Origin of the sequence: Streptomyces sp. B15, assembly GCF_018070605.1 — a bacterium.
Classification (GTDB): domain Bacteria; phylum Actinomycetota; class Actinomycetes; order Streptomycetales; family Streptomycetaceae; genus Streptomyces; species Streptomyces smyrnaeus.
Window position 1 is genome coordinate 1 of sequence record NZ_JAGPXJ010000123.1, and the last position, 16,320, is coordinate 16,320.

13 protein-coding genes, 1 pseudogene and 1 riboswitch are annotated in these 16,320 nt (G+C 72.8%); of the genes and pseudogenes, 7 read left to right on the plus strand and 7 right to left on the minus strand.

What is annotated here, in order from left to right:
- Positions 1-186: 186 nt before the first annotated feature.
- A pseudogene (locus KBY19_RS32775) lies at positions 187-795 on the minus strand (AAA family ATPase); the annotation flags it as partial.
- Positions 796-976: 181 nt separating this feature from the next.
- Positions 977-1,102, plus strand: a riboswitch (glycine riboswitch).
- Positions 1,103-1,284: 182 nt separating this feature from the next.
- Between KBY19_RS32775 and gcvT the strand changes: the two are divergent.
- From gcvT to KBY19_RS32795, 4 genes are all read left to right on the plus strand, one after another.
- A complete protein-coding gene (gene gcvT, locus KBY19_RS32780) occupies positions 1,285-2,421 on the plus strand; it encodes a glycine cleavage system aminomethyltransferase GcvT (protein WP_099884438.1) in 1,137 nt (378 codons plus the stop codon).
- A 160-nt stretch (positions 2,422-2,581) separates the two neighbouring features.
- Positions 2,582-2,962, plus strand: coding sequence for a glycine cleavage system protein GcvH (gene gcvH / locus KBY19_RS32785; RefSeq protein WP_185018193.1), 381 nt, complete (start codon positions 2,582-2,584; stop codon positions 2,960-2,962).
- 86 nt (positions 2,963-3,048) lie between these two features.
- Positions 3,049-4,323, plus strand: a complete 1,275-nt coding sequence (gene glyA / locus KBY19_RS32790; RefSeq protein ID WP_099884434.1) for a serine hydroxymethyltransferase — start codon at positions 3,049-3,051, stop codon at positions 4,321-4,323.
- Between the two features lie 140 nt (positions 4,324-4,463).
- On the plus strand, positions 4,464-5,846 hold the full coding sequence (locus KBY19_RS32795; protein WP_099884432.1) for an L-serine ammonia-lyase: 1,383 nt from the start codon (positions 4,464-4,466) through the stop codon (positions 5,844-5,846).
- A gap of 71 nt (positions 5,847-5,917) precedes the next feature.
- On the opposite strand, the gene KBY19_RS32800 is transcribed toward KBY19_RS32795, so the two are convergent.
- From KBY19_RS32800 to KBY19_RS32815, 4 genes are all read right to left on the minus strand, one after another.
- Entirely contained in the window at positions 5,918-6,523 is a 606-nt protein-coding gene (locus KBY19_RS32800) for a DNA-binding response regulator (protein WP_099884430.1), read from the minus strand.
- A 73-nt stretch (positions 6,524-6,596) separates the two neighbouring features.
- Positions 6,597-7,838, minus strand: a complete 1,242-nt coding sequence (locus tag KBY19_RS32805; RefSeq protein WP_099884428.1) for a sensor histidine kinase — start codon at positions 7,836-7,838, stop codon at positions 6,597-6,599.
- Positions 7,839-8,045: 207 nt separating this feature from the next.
- Entirely contained in the window at positions 8,046-10,301 is a 2,256-nt protein-coding gene (locus KBY19_RS32810) for a TOMM precursor leader peptide-binding protein (protein WP_210967290.1), read from the minus strand.
- Complete coding sequence (locus tag KBY19_RS32815) at positions 10,298-10,483, minus strand: hypothetical protein (RefSeq protein ID WP_185018189.1); 186 nt, start codon at positions 10,481-10,483, stop codon at positions 10,298-10,300. Before KBY19_RS32815 ends, KBY19_RS32810 begins: the two co-directional genes overlap by 4 nt.
- A gap of 455 nt (positions 10,484-10,938) precedes the next feature.
- On the opposite strand from KBY19_RS32815, the gene KBY19_RS32820 reads away from it, so the two are divergent.
- The 3 genes from KBY19_RS32820 to KBY19_RS37670 all read left to right on the plus strand — a co-directional run bounded on the left by KBY19_RS32820 (position 10,939) and on the right by KBY19_RS37670 (position 15,070).
- Complete coding sequence (locus tag KBY19_RS32820) at positions 10,939-11,706, plus strand: thioesterase II family protein (protein WP_210967291.1); 768 nt, start codon at positions 10,939-10,941, stop codon at positions 11,704-11,706.
- 203 nt (positions 11,707-11,909) lie between these two features.
- Positions 11,910-14,306 (plus strand): LuxR C-terminal-related transcriptional regulator, encoded by a 2,397-nt coding sequence (locus KBY19_RS32825; protein WP_099884420.1) that lies wholly within the window; start codon positions 11,910-11,912, stop codon positions 14,304-14,306.
- On the plus strand, positions 14,303-15,070 hold the full coding sequence (locus KBY19_RS37670) for a 4'-phosphopantetheinyl transferase superfamily protein (RefSeq protein WP_143674918.1): 768 nt from the start codon (positions 14,303-14,305) through the stop codon (positions 15,068-15,070). The genes KBY19_RS32825 and KBY19_RS37670 overlap by 4 nt, the downstream gene beginning before the upstream one ends.
- Positions 15,071-15,130: 60 nt before the next feature.
- Here the strand turns inward: KBY19_RS37670 and KBY19_RS32835 are convergent, their stop codons facing one another.
- Positions 15,131-15,625 (minus strand): hypothetical protein, encoded by a 495-nt coding sequence (locus KBY19_RS32835; protein WP_099884416.1) that lies wholly within the window; start codon positions 15,623-15,625, stop codon positions 15,131-15,133.
- A gap of 159 nt (positions 15,626-15,784) precedes the next feature.
- The coding region (locus KBY19_RS32840; RefSeq protein ID WP_210967292.1) for an FAD-dependent monooxygenase at positions 15,785-16,320 on the minus strand (536 nt) is incomplete at its 5' end.

The following is a 16,320-nucleotide window of genomic DNA, read 5'->3' on the forward strand; positions in this document are numbered from 1 at the left end:
GTGGGTGGTCCCGTCGTCCCTCCGGGGGGGCGGGACCGCCGCCGCACGCGGTCCGGCCCTGGCCGACGGCACGACCGCGGGCACCACCGGAGCGGGCGGCGCCGGAACAGGCGGCGCCGCGGCGGGTGCGGGCACCGGCCGCAGATGGGCTGAGACCGCCATGGGCACGCCCGCCGGCAGCGGCTCGAAGCGCACGGCCCGCAGTGCCTGGGCCGCGCTCCGGTCCAGCAGTACCGAGGAGACGCAGCCGGCCGGCAGCCGTCCCGTCACGGCGGCGGTCCGCAGCCTGCCCACGGCACGCAGATGACGGCGGAAGGCGTAGCCGGACACCCGCCTGCCCCGCGCGGTCTGCCCGGCCAGCGCGTCCTCGGGGGCGACGTCGAGCAGCAGCAGATGGAGCGACCGGCCCCGGCGTACCGCGTCCCGGGCCAGCCAGCGGCGCACCCAGCTCTGCGTGCCGCAGTCGTGCACCACGACGGCGGCCCCGGAACCGAGCGCGGCGCGCAGTCCCGCGTAGTGCGCGAGCCGTACCAGCGGCCGGTAGACGCCGTACGGCAGCCAGCGCGGCATCCGGTGCTCCCAGCGCTCCCGGGCGTCCTGGGAGTCGATGCGGACGACGTCGGAACCCGCGGGAACGGCGCTTCTTATCAGGGTGGACTTGCCACCCCCGGGCAGCCCGGAGACGACCACCACATCCCCCGCCCGGTAGCGCAGCGTGCGCTCGGTGGCGGTCCGGCGCAGGTCGTGGCGGACCACGGGGCGGGCGGTGGGACCCGCCCGCGCACCCCTCGGCATCGCGTCTGCACGGCACAGGCTGCCCAATGGATCTCCCCTCCCGAGGTGACGGCTCGGCCGCCACCCCCCAAGTATGTAAAGAAAAGGTAATATGATTCAAGGTGAACGGCTTCCGCGCAGGGGCAGCCACGGCCCGCTCACCCGTGCGATGATGTGCGCACTCAACTCCATACCGGCCGTTCGAACCCGCGCGGGAGAGTCCCCGGCAGGCGGCAGCAGCAACCGCACGTCAGCAACCGCACGCCGGGGCGCCGAAGGAGCAAGATCCTCCCTTGAATCTCTCAGGCCCCGTTACCGCGCAGGCTAGGCAGATCTGAAAAGCGGACCGTCACGCTCACGCCCCGGCGCGGGCCGACGGTTCCACCCAAGGTGCAAGCCGCGCTCCAGCCGTCCGGAGCTGTCGGCGAACCTCTCAGGTTCCGATGACAGATGGGGAGGACATCCACGTCATACCCCTTGTGGGGACTCATCGGGACTCTGGGAGCCTGCATGACCGAGCCACCGGCCAACCGTAAGACCGCGCTGGACGCCACGCACCGCGCGCTGGGCGCCACCATGACCGACTTCGCGGGCTGGGACATGCCGCTGCGCTACGGCAGCGAGCGCGAGGAGCATCTGGCCGTCCGCTCCGCCGCCGGCCTCTTCGACCTCTCCCATATGGGTGAGATCACCATCACCGGACCGCAGGCGGGCGCGCTGCTCGACCACGCGCTGGTGGGCAATCTGTCCAAGCTGGCTGTCGGCCGCGCCCGCTACACGATGATCTGCGACGAGAACGGCGGCATCCTCGACGACCTGATCGTCTACCGGCTGGGCCAGCAGGACGAGCCGGAGTACCTGGTCGTCGCCAACGCGGCCAACGCGCAGACCGTGCTGGACGCGCTGGTCGAACGCCAGGACGGCTTCGGCGCCGAGGTGCGGGACGACCGGGACAAGTACGCGCTCATCGCCGTCCAGGGCCCGGCCGCCGCGGGCATCCTCAAGCAGTTGACCGGCTTCGACGTGGACGGGCTGCGCTACTACGCGGGCGAGCGCGACATCGTGGCGGACAAGCCCGCGCTCATCGCCCGTACGGGGTACACGGGTGAGGACGGTTTCGAGCTGTTCGTCTCCCCCGACGACGCCGTGGCCGTCTGGGAAGCGCTGATGGCGGCGGGCAAGGACGCCGACCTGGTGCCGTGCGGACTCAGCTGCCGCGACACGCTCCGGCTGGAGGCGGGCATGCCGCTGTACGGGCACGAGCTGTCCACCGCGCTGACCCCGTTCGACGCCGGCCTGGGGCGGATCGTCAAGTTCGAGAAGTCGACCAACGAGGGCCGCTTCGTCGGACGGGACGCGCTGGCCACGGCCGCCGAACGCGCCCGGACCGCGCCGCCGCGCAAGCTGGTCGGGCTGATCGCCGAAGGGCGCCGGGTGCCGCGCGCCGGCTACCCCGTGGTCGCCGACGGCAAGGTTGTGGGCGAAGTCACCTCCGGAGCGCCCTCGCCGACGCTTGGCAAGCCGATCGCCATGGCGTACGTGGACGCGGCCCACGCGGAGCCCGGGGCGAAGGGGGTCGCGGTCGACATCCGGGGCTCCCATGAGCCCTACGAGGTCGTGGCGTTGCCCTTCTACAAGAGGCACTGAGCCGCACGAGGCACACAGGCGCCGAAGGACCGCACCCCCGGCAGGCCGGGTCACCGCACGGGGCTGAGCGCCGCGCGTCGGTGGGTCCGCGTTCGGGCTCCCCGTTCCACCTGCCAAGACCGTTTTCACTGCACCTTTCGCATCCGGGAGAATCAGACTCATGAGCAACCCCCAGCAGCTCCGCTACAGCAAGGAGCACGAGTGGCTGTCCGACGTCGAGGACGGCGTCGCGACGGTCGGTATCACCGAGCACGCCGCCAACGCGCTCGGTGACGTGGTTTTCGTCCAGCTCCCCGAGGTGGGCGACACCGTCACCGCGGGCGAGACCTGTGGCGAGCTGGAGTCCACCAAGTCCGTCAGCGACCTCTACTCCCCCGCCTCCGGCGAGATCACCGAGATCAACCAGGACGTGGTGGACGACCCGGCGCTGGTGAACTCCGCTCCGTTCGAGGGCGGCTGGCTGTTCAAGGTGAAGATCTCCGAGGCGCCGGACGACCTGCTCTCGGCCGACGAGTACGCCGCATTCGCCTCAGGCAGCTGAGGCGCCCGCCTCGGGTGACCGAGGTACGCCTCGGTCACCCGAGGCAGCTTGCCCACCCCGCCGCCACTGACAGGGACGGTTCTTCCATGTCGCTTCTGAACGGTTCTCTTCACGAGGTCGACCCCGACGTCGCCGCCGCCGTCGACGCCGAACTCCACCGCCAGCAGTCCACCCTCGAGATGATCGCCTCGGAGAACTTCGCTCCGGTCGCCTCCATGGAGGCCCAGGGCTCGGTCCTCACCAACAAGTACGCCGAGGGCTACCCCGGCCGCCGCTACTACGGCGGCTGCGAGTACGTCGACGTGGTCGAGACCCTGGCCAGGGACCGCGTCAAGGCGCTGTTCGGCGCCGAGGCCGCGAACGTGCAGCCGCACTCCGGCGCCCAGGCGAACGCCGCCGCGATGTTCGCGCTGCTCAAGCCCGGCGACACCATCCTGGGACTGGATCTGGCCCACGGTGGGCACCTCACCCACGGCATGAAGATCAACTTCTCCGGCAAGCTCTACAACGTCGTCGCCTACAAGGTCGACGACGAGACCAGCCGGGTGGACATGGAGGAGGTCGAGCGGCTGGCCAAGGAGCACCGCCCGCAGCTGATCATCGCGGGCTGGTCCGCCTACCCCCGCCAGCTGGACTTCGCCGCCTTCCGCCGGATCGCCGACGAGGTCGGCGCCTACCTGATGGTGGACATGGCGCACTTCGCCGGCCTCGTCGCCGCCGGGCTGCACCCCAGCCCGGTGCCGCACGCGGACGTGGTCACGACCACCACGCACAAGACCCTCGGCGGTCCGCGCGGCGGTGTGATCCTGTCGAAGAAGGAACACGCCAAGAAGATCAACTCGGCGGTCTTCCCCGGCCAGCAGGGCGGCCCGCTGGAGCATGTGATCGCCGCCAAGGCCGTCGCCTTCAAGGTCGCGGCCAGCGACGACTTCAAGGACCGGCAGCAGCGCACCCTCTCCGGCGCCCGCATCCTCGCCGAGCGCCTGCTGCGGCAGGACACGGTGGACGCCGGCGTCTCCGTGCTGTCCGGCGGCACGGACGTCCACCTGGTCCTGGTCGACCTGCGCAACAGCGAACTGGACGGGCAGCAGGCCGAGGACCGGCTCCACGACGTCGGCATCACCGTCAACCGCAACGCCGTCCCCAACGACCCGCGGCCCCCGATGGTGACCTCCGGCCTGCGCATCGGCACGCCCGCACTGGCCACCCGGGGCTTCCAGGACGAGGACTTCACCGAGGTCGCCGACATCATCGCCGAGGCCCTGCTGCCCGGCTTCGACGACACCAAGGGCAAGGCCCTCGCCGCACGGGTCACCGCCCTCGCGGAAAAGCACCCTCTCTACCCCACACTGGGTAAGTAGGACAGCTCCCGCCCTGCCGGAGGGGCCCACCCGGTCCCTCCGGCCCGGGCCCCTCCGGCAGGGCGGGCAATCGAGCCCCGCGCCGTACCGCGCCCCATACAGACATCGCACTCGCGCCCGCAAGGGCATGGAGCCGCACCATGGCAATCTCGGTCTTCGACCTGTTCTCGATCGGCATCGGCCCGTCGAGCTCCCACACAGTGGGCCCGATGCGCGCCGCGCGCATGTTCGCGCGCCGGCTGAAGAACGAGGGCGCGCTGGCGCACACCGCCTCCGTACGCGCCGAGCTGTTCGGCTCCCTCGGCGCGACCGGTCACGGCCACGGCACCCCCAAGGCCGTTCTCCTGGGCCTGGAGGGCGAGTCCCCGCGCACGGTCGACGTGGAGAACGCGGACGAGCGGGTGGCGCGGATCCGCGAGGAAGGCCGACTGCGCCTCCTCGCCGCCGAGATAGGCGACACCCACGAGATCCGGTTCGACGAGCGCACCCAGCTGGTCCTGCACCGGCGCCGCTCCCTGCCGTACCACGCCAACGGCATGACCCTCTTCGCGTACGACGAGGCGGGCACCCCGCTGCTGGAGAAGACGTACTACTCGGTCGGCGGCGGGTTCGTCGTGGACGAGGACGCGGTGGGCGAGGACCGCATCAAACTGGACGACACCGTCCTGCGCCACCCCTTCCGCACCGGCGACGAACTGCTGCGCCTCACCCGGGAGACCGGGCTGTCCGTTTCCCGGCTGATGCTGGAGAACGAGAAGGCCTGGCGCACCGAGGACGAGATCCGCGCGGGCCTGCTGGAGATCTGGCAGGTGATGAAGGCCTGCGTGGCACGCGGCCTGTCCCAGGAGGGCATCCTGCCCGGCGGCCTCAAGGTCCGCCGCCGGGCCGCCACTTCGGCACGCCAGCTGCGCGCGGAGGGCCAGGTCGAGGCGCACGCCATGGAGTGGACGACGCTCTACGCCATGGCCGTCAACGAGGAGAACGCGGCGGGCGGTCGCGTGGTGACCGCGCCGACCAACGGCGCCGCCGGCATCATCCCCGCCGTCCTGCACTACGCCCACCACTTCGTGCCGGGCACCGACGACGACGCCGTCGTCCGCTTCCTGCTGGCCGCGGGCGCCATCGGCATGCTCTTCAAGCAGAACGCCTCCATCTCCGGCGCCGAGGTCGGCTGCCAGGGCGAGGTCGGCTCGGCCTGCTCCATGGCCGCCGGCGGTCTCGCCGAGATCCTCGGCGGCAGCCCCGAACAGGTCGAGAACGCCGCGGAGATCGGCATCGAGCACAACCTGGGCCTCACCTGCGACCCGGTCGGCGGCCTCGTCCAGATCCCCTGCATCGAGCGCAACGGCATGGCCGCCGTCAAGGCGGTCACGGCCGCCCGGATGTCCCTGCGCGGCGACGGCCGCCACCATGTCTCCCTCGACAAGGCCATCAAGACCATGCGCGACACGGGCGCCGACATGAAGGTCAAGTACAAGGAGACCGCGCGCGGCGGGCTCGCGGTGAACGTCATCGAGTGCTGAGGCCGCTGCGCTGTCTGTGACCAGCCGGGCCCCGGAGTCGCACGCGCCGCGCCGCCGCAAGGGCGGTGGGCTCACAGCCAGCCGGAGTCCTGGGCGATGCGGATGGCGTCGACCCGGTTGCGGGCGTGGAGTTTGCTGACCACCGTGGTCAGGTAGTTCCGCACCGTGCCGGCGGTCAGCCGCAGCCGTTTTGCGATCTCGGCCGCGTCGGCCCCGTGGGAGGCCAGTCGGAGCACCTCCGTCTCGCGGGAGGTGAGGGGGCTGTCCTCGCTGCCCCAGACGGCGAGGGCGAGTTCGGAGTCGATCGCGCGCTGGCCGACCGCCACCTTGCGGATGCCCTGCGCGAGTTCCTCCGGCGGGGCGTCCTTGAGCAGATAGCCGGAGACCTTCGCCGCCATCGCCCGGCGGAGCATGCCGGGGCGGCCAAGGGTGGTGAGGATCAGGGTTCGGCACATCGGTACGCGTTCGTGCAGTTGCTCGGCCGCGCTCAGGCCGTCGATACCGGGCAGGTCGACATCGATGACGGCGACGTCCGGGAGGTGCTCGCGGGCCGCGGGAAGGATCTCGTCACCGCGTTCCACGCTTGCCACGACCTTCAGGTCGTGTTCGAGGTCCAGCAGCGCCACCAGCGCCGCACGCATCATGTGCATGTCTTCAGCGAGCAGGACACCAATCATCGAAAGTCCCCCATGACTGTCCGAAACGCGGCCGCCTGCACCCCTTGGCGGGTCAGGTCAACAGCCGCCCGAATCATCCTAATTCTGGAATCTTCTCCCTGGCTTCGTTCGAAGCGGCCGCCTCCTGCGGCGCGTTCGCCGCTACGGGCACTTCCGCGACCAGCCGGAACCAGCCCGCGGCGTCCTTGGCGGCCTCGTTGTCGCCTTCGGTGATCAGCCTGCCGCCGACCTCGGCCAGCCGCTGGCGCAGATTCGCCAGACCGTTGCCGCTGTCCGGCGAGGGGTCGTGGTAGTCGACGACCACTCCGTCGTTGAGCAGCGTGAGCCGTGCGGTGTCCTGGTCGATCACCACGGTGATACCGCAGCGGGTGGCCTTGCTGTGGCGCAGGAGATTGGTGACTCCCTCGCGGAGCACCGTGGCCAGCACCGTGCGCGACCGGGTGTCGATCTCCTCGACGGCGGGATCGAGGACCAACTCCGTCTCGACGTCCGCCGCGTCGAGCACCGAGCGGGCCAGCGACATCTCGGAGGTGAGCGACATGTCGCGGTAGCCGTGGGCCACCCGGCGGACATCGGCCAGCGCCTGGCGGGAGATGGTGAGGACCTCCTCCACCTCCTGGTCCGCCCGTTCGTGCTGCACGCGGATCAGCCGCTGGAGCAACTCGCTCTTGAGCACGATCACCGAGAGGCTGTACCCGAGCAGGTCGTGCAGGTCGCGGGCGAGGCGGAGGCGTTCGCTGTTCGCCGCCATGCGGGCTATCTCGGCGCGGGCGGCGTAGACCTCCTCCACCAGCGCGGTGAGCCGGGCGAGGCCGTAGGTCACCAGTCCGGTCAGCAGGGTCGTCTGGCACATGTACAGCAGATCTATGACAGACATCTTCTGCAGCAGGCCGGGTATCAGCAGGCTCAGCCCCGTCAGGCCGTACAGCGGCCAGCCCACCCGAGGCGGCAGCAGGAGCAGCAGCGAGCCGCCGAGGAAGCCGGCCATGGCGCCCCACATGATGCCGAAGTAGGCCAGCGGCAGGAACGTCAGCAAGCACTGGACGCCGAGGGTCGCCGCCCTGGACCAGAGCGGGGAGCGGGCCGCTCCCGGCCGGCAGTGCACGAGTTGCAGTACGAAGACGGCCGCGAGGGTGACGAGTCCGGTCACCATCGCGGGAGTCGTCGGCCGGACGCTGATGATGTTGATCGCCGTGATGCCGAGGTAGCAGGAGAGTGCGGCCAGCAGGATGCCCCGGGCCAGCCGTGGAGCGGGGCTGGTGCTCCACCATCGGATGCGGGGCGCCGCGGTGTCCGGCTGAGCGTCGCTTGGCATCCTCGGAATACTCCTATCCCTTCGGGAGCGCTCGCGAGGGGATTTCCGGACGCTCCAGGGACCGGAGCCTGCTTTCAGGGCCCGAACGCTCGTCCGCAAGACTTTACGCGGATGACCTGTTTCACATCAGTCCCTTCCCGCAGAAATTACGCCACCGCCTCACCCGCACCGGCCGAGGACATACCCCGCCCGGACGTCGATCCGGCGTCAGACGAACAGCGCGACCGGGTTGAGCCGGGCGTACGGTGTCGGCTCCGTCAGCCGGCCCAGTGCGACCGGAACGTCGTAGAGACGCCCGGGCGCGTACCGGGCCCAGAAGTGCCGCAGGCCGGGGACCACCACCTTGACGACGGGCACGTCGAGGTCCGGGCGCGTTTGATCGAGCACCAGTACGTCCATCCCGCGCGCCGTGAACAGCCCGGTGGCCGCCACGATGTCGTCGCGCAGATCCGCGGTGGGCGTGTAGTCCCAGAAGTGCGGTGTGCGGGGCTCCGGTTCGGCGGCGGGGCGCAGATACGGCTGGCTCGACACCGTCTCGTGCCGCCACCAGTCCACCGCTTGGGGGAGCACGACGCGGTAGCCCGACCCGTCGGGGCGGGCGTCGCACACGGCGGGGAGCAGCTGCCCCATCTCCGTCAGGGCCCGGCGCAGGGCGATCCGCGGGTCGAGATGCGCACCGAACCCGAAGACGATGTCCTGGGACGGTTTGTCGGTCCGCCGGGAGAGCGCCGCCACCACGGGGATGCCCAGGTCCGAGGTGAGGTCGAGCGCCCAGACCTGGCGGTGCTGCCGGCGGTAGCCGTGCCGGAGGGCTTCGAGGCTCGGCTCCGCGAAGGCGTCCAGGTCCATGGCCGGCTGCCGCGTGCGGTTGTACCACCACAGGGCCACCGCGTCGCGTTCGACCAGCTCCAACAGGCCCTGCAGCACCGCGTCCTCGAAGCTGCTGCCCGCCGCGTTGCCGTTGGAGTCGGCGAGCGGCTCGCACCCTGAGCGGGCCCGGGCGGAGAAGTACTGCATGCTGCTCGGCAGCAGCCGGTGCGTGCCCGTGGCCAGGGACCACAGCGGGGTCCAGTCGACCGGCGCGTTCTCGTCGAAGCGCTCCGGCACCCAGGTGAAGGGCGAGCGGTCGGCGTTCCAGGTGGACCGGTCGCGGAACTGCCGCTCGTGGTAGAGCTGGACCGCGTTGGGGTGCAGTGCCACCTCGCCCAGCCCGCGGAGACTGTCGCGCACCACCGGCTCGTCGCCGTGCCGGGTGCCGCTGTAGCGCTCCACCGCCTCTCCCAGTGCGCCGGCCCTGGCCTCCGCCGGAGTGAGGCCCTTGCCGCCGCTGAACGAGCGCACCCCGGAGTCGGAGCCCGCCATGGCCAGGTTCCGGCCGGAGACGTAGACCTGGGTGAAGTCCGGGGCGCCGGTGGCCCGACGGAGCTCGGCGACCACACCGGTGACCGGGTCGGCAAGGTGGCCGTGCCGCTCCAGCATCCGCTCGGCGCTCAGCGTGCGGTGGCCGCCTCCCTGACCGGAGGCGGCCTTGGGCCGGCTGCGCAGTTCGGGCGGGCGCCAGCCGCGCGCGCCGACCAGCCGTGGATCGCCGCACACCGGGCACTGCGGCCGACGGGACACCCTGTGGACGCCGACCCGCAGCCCGAGCAGGTCGAAGGTGCGTACCTCGTCCTGTTCAGCGCCGCGGTGCCCGGCCGTCCACTTGACCGCCTCCAGCACGGCCGCCTGCACGGCCAGCGCCCTCCCGGCCGGGAGGGCGGCCTCCGGCCGGGACAGGCGGGGGGCGCCCCGCACGGTCGGTTCGGCCTGCCGGTGGCCGCGCAGCCGAACGGCGAGACAGGACCAGCACGGCCCGTCGTCCGGCCGGAAGAGCGGGCCGATCCAGGGTTCGGGGCCGGTCGGCCGGGCCAGCAGCCAGGGGCGTCCGGCGGCCCGGTGCTCGGCGTCCACCTCGCTCAGTTCGGGCGCGAGGTAGTCGTCGCACAGGACGAGGCCGAGCCCGGCCTCACGCGCCGAGCCGGTGACCCGCAGTCCGGAGGTGCGGCACGCCTCCCGGACCGCGTCGGCGGTGACGCCGGGCAGCGCGACGATGCGCACGGCCGCCCGCGCCGTGTCCTCGACCGCCCGGGCGCCGTCCAGTCCGGCCAGGTCCCAGTACGCCTCGGCGGCCCGGTCCGGCGGCGTGCGGCCGGACTCCGCCCGGTACCTGAGGAGTCCGGCCTCGTCCAGGACGCTCAGCGCGTCGTCGACCTCGGACGGGGTCAGCGACTCCGCGGCGTCCTGGGCGATGTCGGCCGGGGTGCGGGTCCCGTCGAGCAGCGGCGCGAGGATCTCGGCCTGCGGGCCGCGCAGTGCGGTGATACCGGAGTGCGACACCAGGTAGGCCGCCTCGCCGGGCACCACCGTGCATTCGAGGTGGCTTTTGAACTCCACCAGTCCTGCTTCCCCCGTGGCCACCGTCATGCGAGGGCCGGCTCGGTAAAGGGAGTGGGGACGGCGGTGAAGCTGAACAGGGCGGTGTCCGCCTCGTCGGCGCCGTGGTCGAGCCGGTCGACGACGAGCTGCGGGAGCGCGTCGCGTCGCGCGTCCGCCGCGGCGGGGACAGTGGTGGAGATGAGCGTTGCGGCCATGGTCTCGTTCGTCATGAGCAAGTCCTTTGCGGTCTCGGCAGCTGTCATCGCACTGTTTCGAGGAACGCGGCAGGTGCTGGTGCGGCTCCTCACACGGCAGGATCCTGTCCCGGGGGCCCGGCACCGGACAGTCACCGTTTCATGGTCGTCAGATGACGTATTACCGGGCACATCCCTCTGTTTTTCACTTCCCAAAGGGGCTCACCACAGCTTCAGCGCCCTCAAGTCCCCCGGCATTTGCGGGTATACCGGTATGTTCCCGCCTCCGAGAGGGCTCCGCCGCGCTGGGCCGGAGCCGCGCCGGCCATGACGACGTCATGGCCGAGCACAGCGAAACGCACGCAGTACGCGAGGACGTCGCCACTGTTTCCGGCCCGGCGCGGGGTGCGATCTTCGTGGCACGGCGGTCAGCAGTCGCTCCGCCGGAACCAGGAGGGGCCGGCCGACCAGACCGACGGGAGGGGCCCACCATGACGCCGTATCTGCCGCGCACGGCCACCGCCGCCGGGACGGGGCCGTCGCTCTTCTGCCTGCCGTGCGCGGGCGGAGGCGCGTCCGCCTACGCGGGGTGGCAGCAGGCGCTGGACGGTCTCGGCGCCGGGCTGCGGGTGCAGCCGGTGCAGCTGCCGGGCCGTGAGGAGCGGGCGCAGGAACGCCGGTTCACCGAGTTGGCGGCCCTGGTCGAGGAGATGGACGACCAGCTCGACGACGCCCTCGCCCGGCCCCACCTTATGTACGGGCACAGCATGGGGGCGTTCGTCGCCCACGCCCTGGTCCTGCGACGGCAGCGGCGCGGTGCGGTACTGCCCCGGGCACTCGTGCTCAGCTCCCACCGCGCCCCGCACGTACCCCCCAACCGCGTCCTCGATCCGGACGCCGATGACGAGGCCTTGGCCACAAGACTCGCCGAACTGGGCGGTATACCGCCCGAGCTGGCCGGCCGACGCGGGTTCCGGTCCCGGTACCTGCCGCTGGTCCGGGACGATCTGCGGCTGTGCTCCGGAACGCTGCCCAAGGAGGAGATCGAACCCTTGCGGGTGCCGCTGCACCTGTTCGTCGGCGCCCAGGACCGGCTGGTGCCGGTGCCGTCGATGGACGCCTGGTCCGCGCACGGCGGCCTGGGACCCACATTGCGCACGCTGCCCGGCGGACACTTCTTCGTCCGCACCCACCAGAACGCTCTGCTGCGCCACCTCACCGCGGTGGCACGCCGGTACGGCCCTGTTCCGGCCCGGTGATCCCTCGACCACACATCGGCCCGGGGCCCGGGCCGGCCCTGGAGGGCCCCGCAGCACCGTGGTGGTCGCCGCGGGCGCGGCCGACACCGGAAAGGAGACCAGGGAGGCCGAACGAGCCCCCCGCCTCCCGCAGCGCCTCGCCGTCGGGCGCCGGGGCAGGCCGCGGGCGGCTCCGCTCAACACACACCATATGGAGGGCTGAAATGTTCGCACCAGAGCGGGGGCTCGGTGACACCTTTCCGGACACACCGGAGGGCAGCGGTACGCCCTACGACCAGGAACCGGCCGCCGGCTTCCTCGCGGAGCCCGGTTTCGGCACGCTGCACGGACGCCGAGAAGAACTCGACCTGCTCGCCGGTCTCCTGACCGACGAGCGGGAACGACTGATCACCCTCACCGGACCCGCCGGAGTGGGAAAGAGCCACCTGGCCCACGCGGCGGTGGCGGCACGATTGTGGCGCGGCGCCGTGCCCGTGCTGTGGACCGACCTCGCCGAGGCGGCCGGTGCCGCCTCCCTGTGGTCGGCCGTCGGTGCGGCGACGGCGGAGCGGGCCGAGGAACGGATCGGCACCGCGGAGCTGCTGGTCGTGCTGGACAACTGCGACCCGGTGGCCACCGATGTGGCCCTGCACCTCGCCGCCCTGCTGCGGACCTGCCCACGGTTGAAGGTCCTGGTCACCAGCAGGGTGCCGCTCAACATCCGCGCCGAGCGCCTCTTCCTGGTAGGGCCGCTGCCCACCGGCGAGGGCTCGTCCGCCGAGCGGCTGTTCACCGCCGGGGTGGGACCGTACTACCGGGCCGGCCTGGCGGAGGGCGACGGGCCGTCGGTCGTGGCGCAGATCTGCCGTGAACTCGACGGCATCCCGCTGGCCATCGAGCTGGCGGCGGAAGCGGTGGGCAGCGAGGGCCCGCACGCCGTGCTCAAGAGGCTGCGCGACGGGGTGCCCGCCGGGGGCAGACGGCTACGGGACGCACCCGCGCGGCACGGCTCGGTCGCCAGCGCCCTGCGGTGGGGGGCGCGTCCGTTGAGCACCACGGAGCGCGCGCTGCTCGACGGTCTCGCCCTCTTCGAGGCACCGGTCGGACTGTCCGAGGCCGGCCGGACGGCGGGGCTGGAGCGGGAGGAGCTGGTGGCCGGGATCGAGTCCCTCGTCCGCAGGAGCCTGCTGCTGAGCCGAACCGGCCCGAGGGGCCCGGAGTTCCGGCTGCCGCAACCGGTCCGTGTCCACTACCGGACGCAGCTGGCCGACCGGCCGGCGGCGCTCGCCGACGCACGCGACGGACATGCCGACTGCTGCGCACACTTCGCCGCCGGCATCGCCGAGGGGCTGCGCCGCGGGCACGACGTGGCGCAGTTGCTGTCCCTCGTGGAGACCAGGCTGCCGGATCTGCGCACAGCCACCCGTCATCTGCGCTGGCGCGGTGACCACACGGCGGCGCTGCGCCTGCTGACCGCGCTGGAGGTCCCCCTGCTGGGCCACGGACTCGCCCCGGACGCGGTGGAGGAGCTGGCGGAGTCCGCCGCCGCGCAGCGTGCGGAAGGGGGCGGCCCGCTGACCGCTCAGGCGCTGCTGGCCGTCGCCCGCTGGACGCTGGAGCACGGCGCCCAACGGCGCGCCGAGGAGGCGCTGGACGCGGCCGACGCGGCAGCCGACGGACACCCCGGGACCCGCGCCCGGGTGGTCGCGCTCAGTGGCGAACTGCTGCGCCGCCGGGGCGACCCGGTCGCCGCCGACCTGCTGCTCGGCTCGGCACTGGAGGGACTGTGCGCAGCCGGCGACACGCTCGGCGCGGCCATGGCCCGCCGGTCGCAGTCGCTGCTGCGGGCGGCGCTCGGCGACCCGGAGGCGGAGCAGCCGGTGCTCACGGCCCTGGCCGAACAGCCCGCCGTTCCCGGCCCGTCGGGGGCGCCCGAGGTGATGTCCGGCGCGCCGGGCGGGGCCGGGGAGGCCTGGGCGGACCCGGTCTCGCCGGTCGCCGTACGCGCCACCCTGCTCGCCGCCCTGGCCCGGGTCCGTGGGACGCTCGGCCGCGCCGACGAGGCGTACGAGGACGTACGCGAGTCGATGCGGCTGCTGCTGTGCACGGGTGGCCCGGCCGAGGTCGCCGAGGCCCTGGAGACCCTGGCGCTGGTCACCGCGCACCCGGGGGACGAGGCGCAGCCGGAGGCCCTGGCCCGGGTGCTGGCCTGCGCCGAGAGCATCCGGCGCCGGCACGGGCTCGCCGGTGCCGAGCACCCGGAGCTGAGCGCGGTCTCGGAGCGACTGCGCAAGGACCTCGACGCCGGGGTGCTGCGGCGGTCGCGGCGCGGGGCGCAAGGTGTCTCGCTGCACGACGCCCTGATAGCGGGCCTCTTCGCCCCGGGGCCGCGGCGGAAGCCGGCCGCGGGGACCATGAGGCCGGCGGCCCCGCACGGCCTCACGCCCCGGCAGCACGAGATCGCCCTGCTGGTCACCGAGGGGATGACCAACCGGCAGATCGGCACCGAACTGGGCATCTCGGAGTGGACGGTGACCAACCATCTGCGCGCTGTGATGCAGAAGCTGGAGTGCGGCTCCCGGGTGCAGGTCGTACGCGCCCTGCAGCGGGCCCGGCCGTGAGCGGGTGGGCGCGTACGGGGGTGCACATCTGGGCCGGCCGCGTGCGGGATGTCGCCGCGGCCGGCGACATGGCGGTGCTGGACGAGCGGGAGAGGCGCCGCTTCACGGAGTACCGGGACGCGGTCACGGCCGCCCACTACGCGGGTGCCCGGGCCGCGGTGCGGCGTACGGTCGCGCGTTGGCACGGCGTCCGGCCGGCCGAGGTGGCGTGGGGCACCGGGCGGTGCCCGGGCTGCGGCAGCGACCGGCACGGCCCGCCCCTCATCCGCGCGCCCCGCACCGACTGGCGGGTGAGCGTCTCGCGCTCCGGCCCGTGGTGGATGCTCGCCCTGTCCCGCTCGGCGCCCGTCGGTGTGGACATCGAGTGCCGCCGCCCGCTCGCCGTGCCCGCGGTGGTGCGTCGCTGCCTCGGCGCCGAGGAGCGCGCCCATGTCGCCGCGGCGCCGGAGGGCGCGGCGCGGGACGAGGCACTGATGCGCTGCTGGGTACGGAAGGAGGCCGTGGTCAAGGGCTGGGGAATCGGCCTGGGCACCGATCTGGCCCGGGTGGCCGTCCGTCCGGACCGGCGCAGCGCCGTGCTGGAGCGTACGGAGGCGGCGGGGGCTGCTGCGAGTGAGCTGTGGGTGGTCCGGGACGTGCCGGCCGGAGAGGACTGCCTGGCCGCGCTCGCCCGCCCGGCCGGCGACACCGCGCCGCTGGTGGTCCGGCCGCTGATCCGGCCGCCGGAGCCCGGGGTGCGGCACGAGGACGCAGCCGCGGGCTGACGCACAGCAGCCGGCCCCCCGAACGGCTCGGGGGGGGGGCCGGCGCTGTCGGGTCCGACGTCAGAAGACGATCGGGCCCGGCGTCTGCTTGGAGACGGCCTTGCAGGTGTTCGCCACGCCCAGAATGTCGAGGCTGAGCGACGCGTCGTCGGAGCCCGCGGCCGGGATGTAGGAGTCGAGGCTGTCACCGGCGGCGACCGGTGCGGTCAGCGGGCCGATGGTCACCGGCTGGCCGGCGGGCGCGGCCTCGTTGGCGGTGCCGCTGAAGTCCACCGTGCCACCGGAGGCCCGCTCCAGGCGCAGGGTGGCGGTGATGGAGTCGGCCGGGATGTCGGCCGGGGCGAGACCACCGCTGGTGGAGACCTTGACGGAGCCGACACCGCCCTCGGCCGACGCCTCGATCTTCAGATCGGTGACCCCGTAGGCGCCGCAGTCGTACGTGGCCGTCACGGTCTGTACGGCGGAGGGGGCTGCGGAGGCCGGGGAGGCAAGGGCCAGTCCGCCGAGCAGCACGGCGGTGGTGGCGACGGTGCCTGCCTGGATGATCCGACGCATTTTCGATTCCTCTTCTCACTCGTGATGGGTGGTGCCACGGGCGACCGGGGTCGGTCGTCCGAGTCCGGTGAAATCAGGGAAGGCCGGGCGCGGGAGGCATCGGGGGGGGAGGGCCATGGGGTCGGGCGAGGTCCGGGAACAGCCCGGTGGTCGGGCCGGTCAGGCCCCGATCCGCGCGGTCGGCGGCCGCCAGTCGGCGATGCCGTCGAAGCCGCGCAGCAGAAGCCCCGGCACGGACCGGGAGGCCGCCCGCATGAGGCCGTCGCGGGCGGCGACGGTGACCGGGGAGCGCATCGAGGTCAGCCTGAGGATGCGCGCGGCCCGCCGTACCACCGCGTTGGTACGGGGCCTGCGGTCACGGTCGTAGTGGGCGAGCGCGGCCAGCGGGTCGCCGTCCGGCGCGGCGTGGTGGGCGAGGACGACACCGTCCTCGATCGCCATGTTGGCGCCCTGGCCCAGGGTCGGTGCCATGGCGTGCGCCGCGTCGCCCAGCAGCGCGGTACGGCCCCGGTTGAACGCCTTCAGCGGCACCCTCATGTGGTAGACGTCGTTGCGCAGGATCTCGTGTTCCTGGACCGACTCGATCAGCGTGGGCACCGGGTCGTGCCACTGGCCGAACCGGCGGCGCAGCTCCGCCTTCTCCCCGTCGGCGGAGCTGCCGCCCTCCCCGGTCGCGGCGCAGGCGTAGATGAAAA

Excerpts from the sequence above, each read along its gene's own strand:
- KBY19_RS32805 (WP_099884428.1), bottom strand. The coding sequence starts at position 7,838 with ATGCCAAGCGACGCTCAGCCGGACACCGCGGCGCCCCGCATCCGATGG.
- gcvT (WP_099884438.1), top strand. The coding sequence starts at position 1,285 with ATGACCGAGCCACCGGCCAACCGTAAGACCGCGCTGGACGCCACGCAC.
- gcvH (WP_185018193.1), top strand. The coding sequence starts at position 2,582 with ATGAGCAACCCCCAGCAGCTCCGCTACAGCAAGGAGCACGAGTGGCTG.
- KBY19_RS32800 (WP_099884430.1), bottom strand. The coding sequence starts at position 6,523 with ATGATTGGTGTCCTGCTCGCTGAAGACATGCACATGATGCGTGCGGCG.
- KBY19_RS32835 (WP_099884416.1), bottom strand. The coding sequence starts at position 15,625 with ATGCGTCGGATCATCCAGGCAGGCACCGTCGCCACCACCGCCGTGCTG.
- KBY19_RS32825 (WP_099884420.1), top strand. The coding sequence starts at position 11,910 with ATGTTCGCACCAGAGCGGGGGCTCGGTGACACCTTTCCGGACACACCG.
- KBY19_RS32820 (WP_210967291.1), top strand. The coding sequence starts at position 10,939 with ATGACGCCGTATCTGCCGCGCACGGCCACCGCCGCCGGGACGGGGCCG.
- glyA (WP_099884434.1), top strand. The coding sequence starts at position 3,049 with ATGTCGCTTCTGAACGGTTCTCTTCACGAGGTCGACCCCGACGTCGCC.
- KBY19_RS32795 (WP_099884432.1), top strand. The coding sequence starts at position 4,464 with ATGGCAATCTCGGTCTTCGACCTGTTCTCGATCGGCATCGGCCCGTCG.
- KBY19_RS32815 (WP_185018189.1), bottom strand. The coding sequence starts at position 10,483 with ATGACGAACGAGACCATGGCCGCAACGCTCATCTCCACCACTGTCCCC.
- KBY19_RS32810 (WP_210967290.1), bottom strand. The coding sequence starts at position 10,301 with ATGACGGTGGCCACGGGGGAAGCAGGACTGGTGGAGTTCAAAAGCCAC.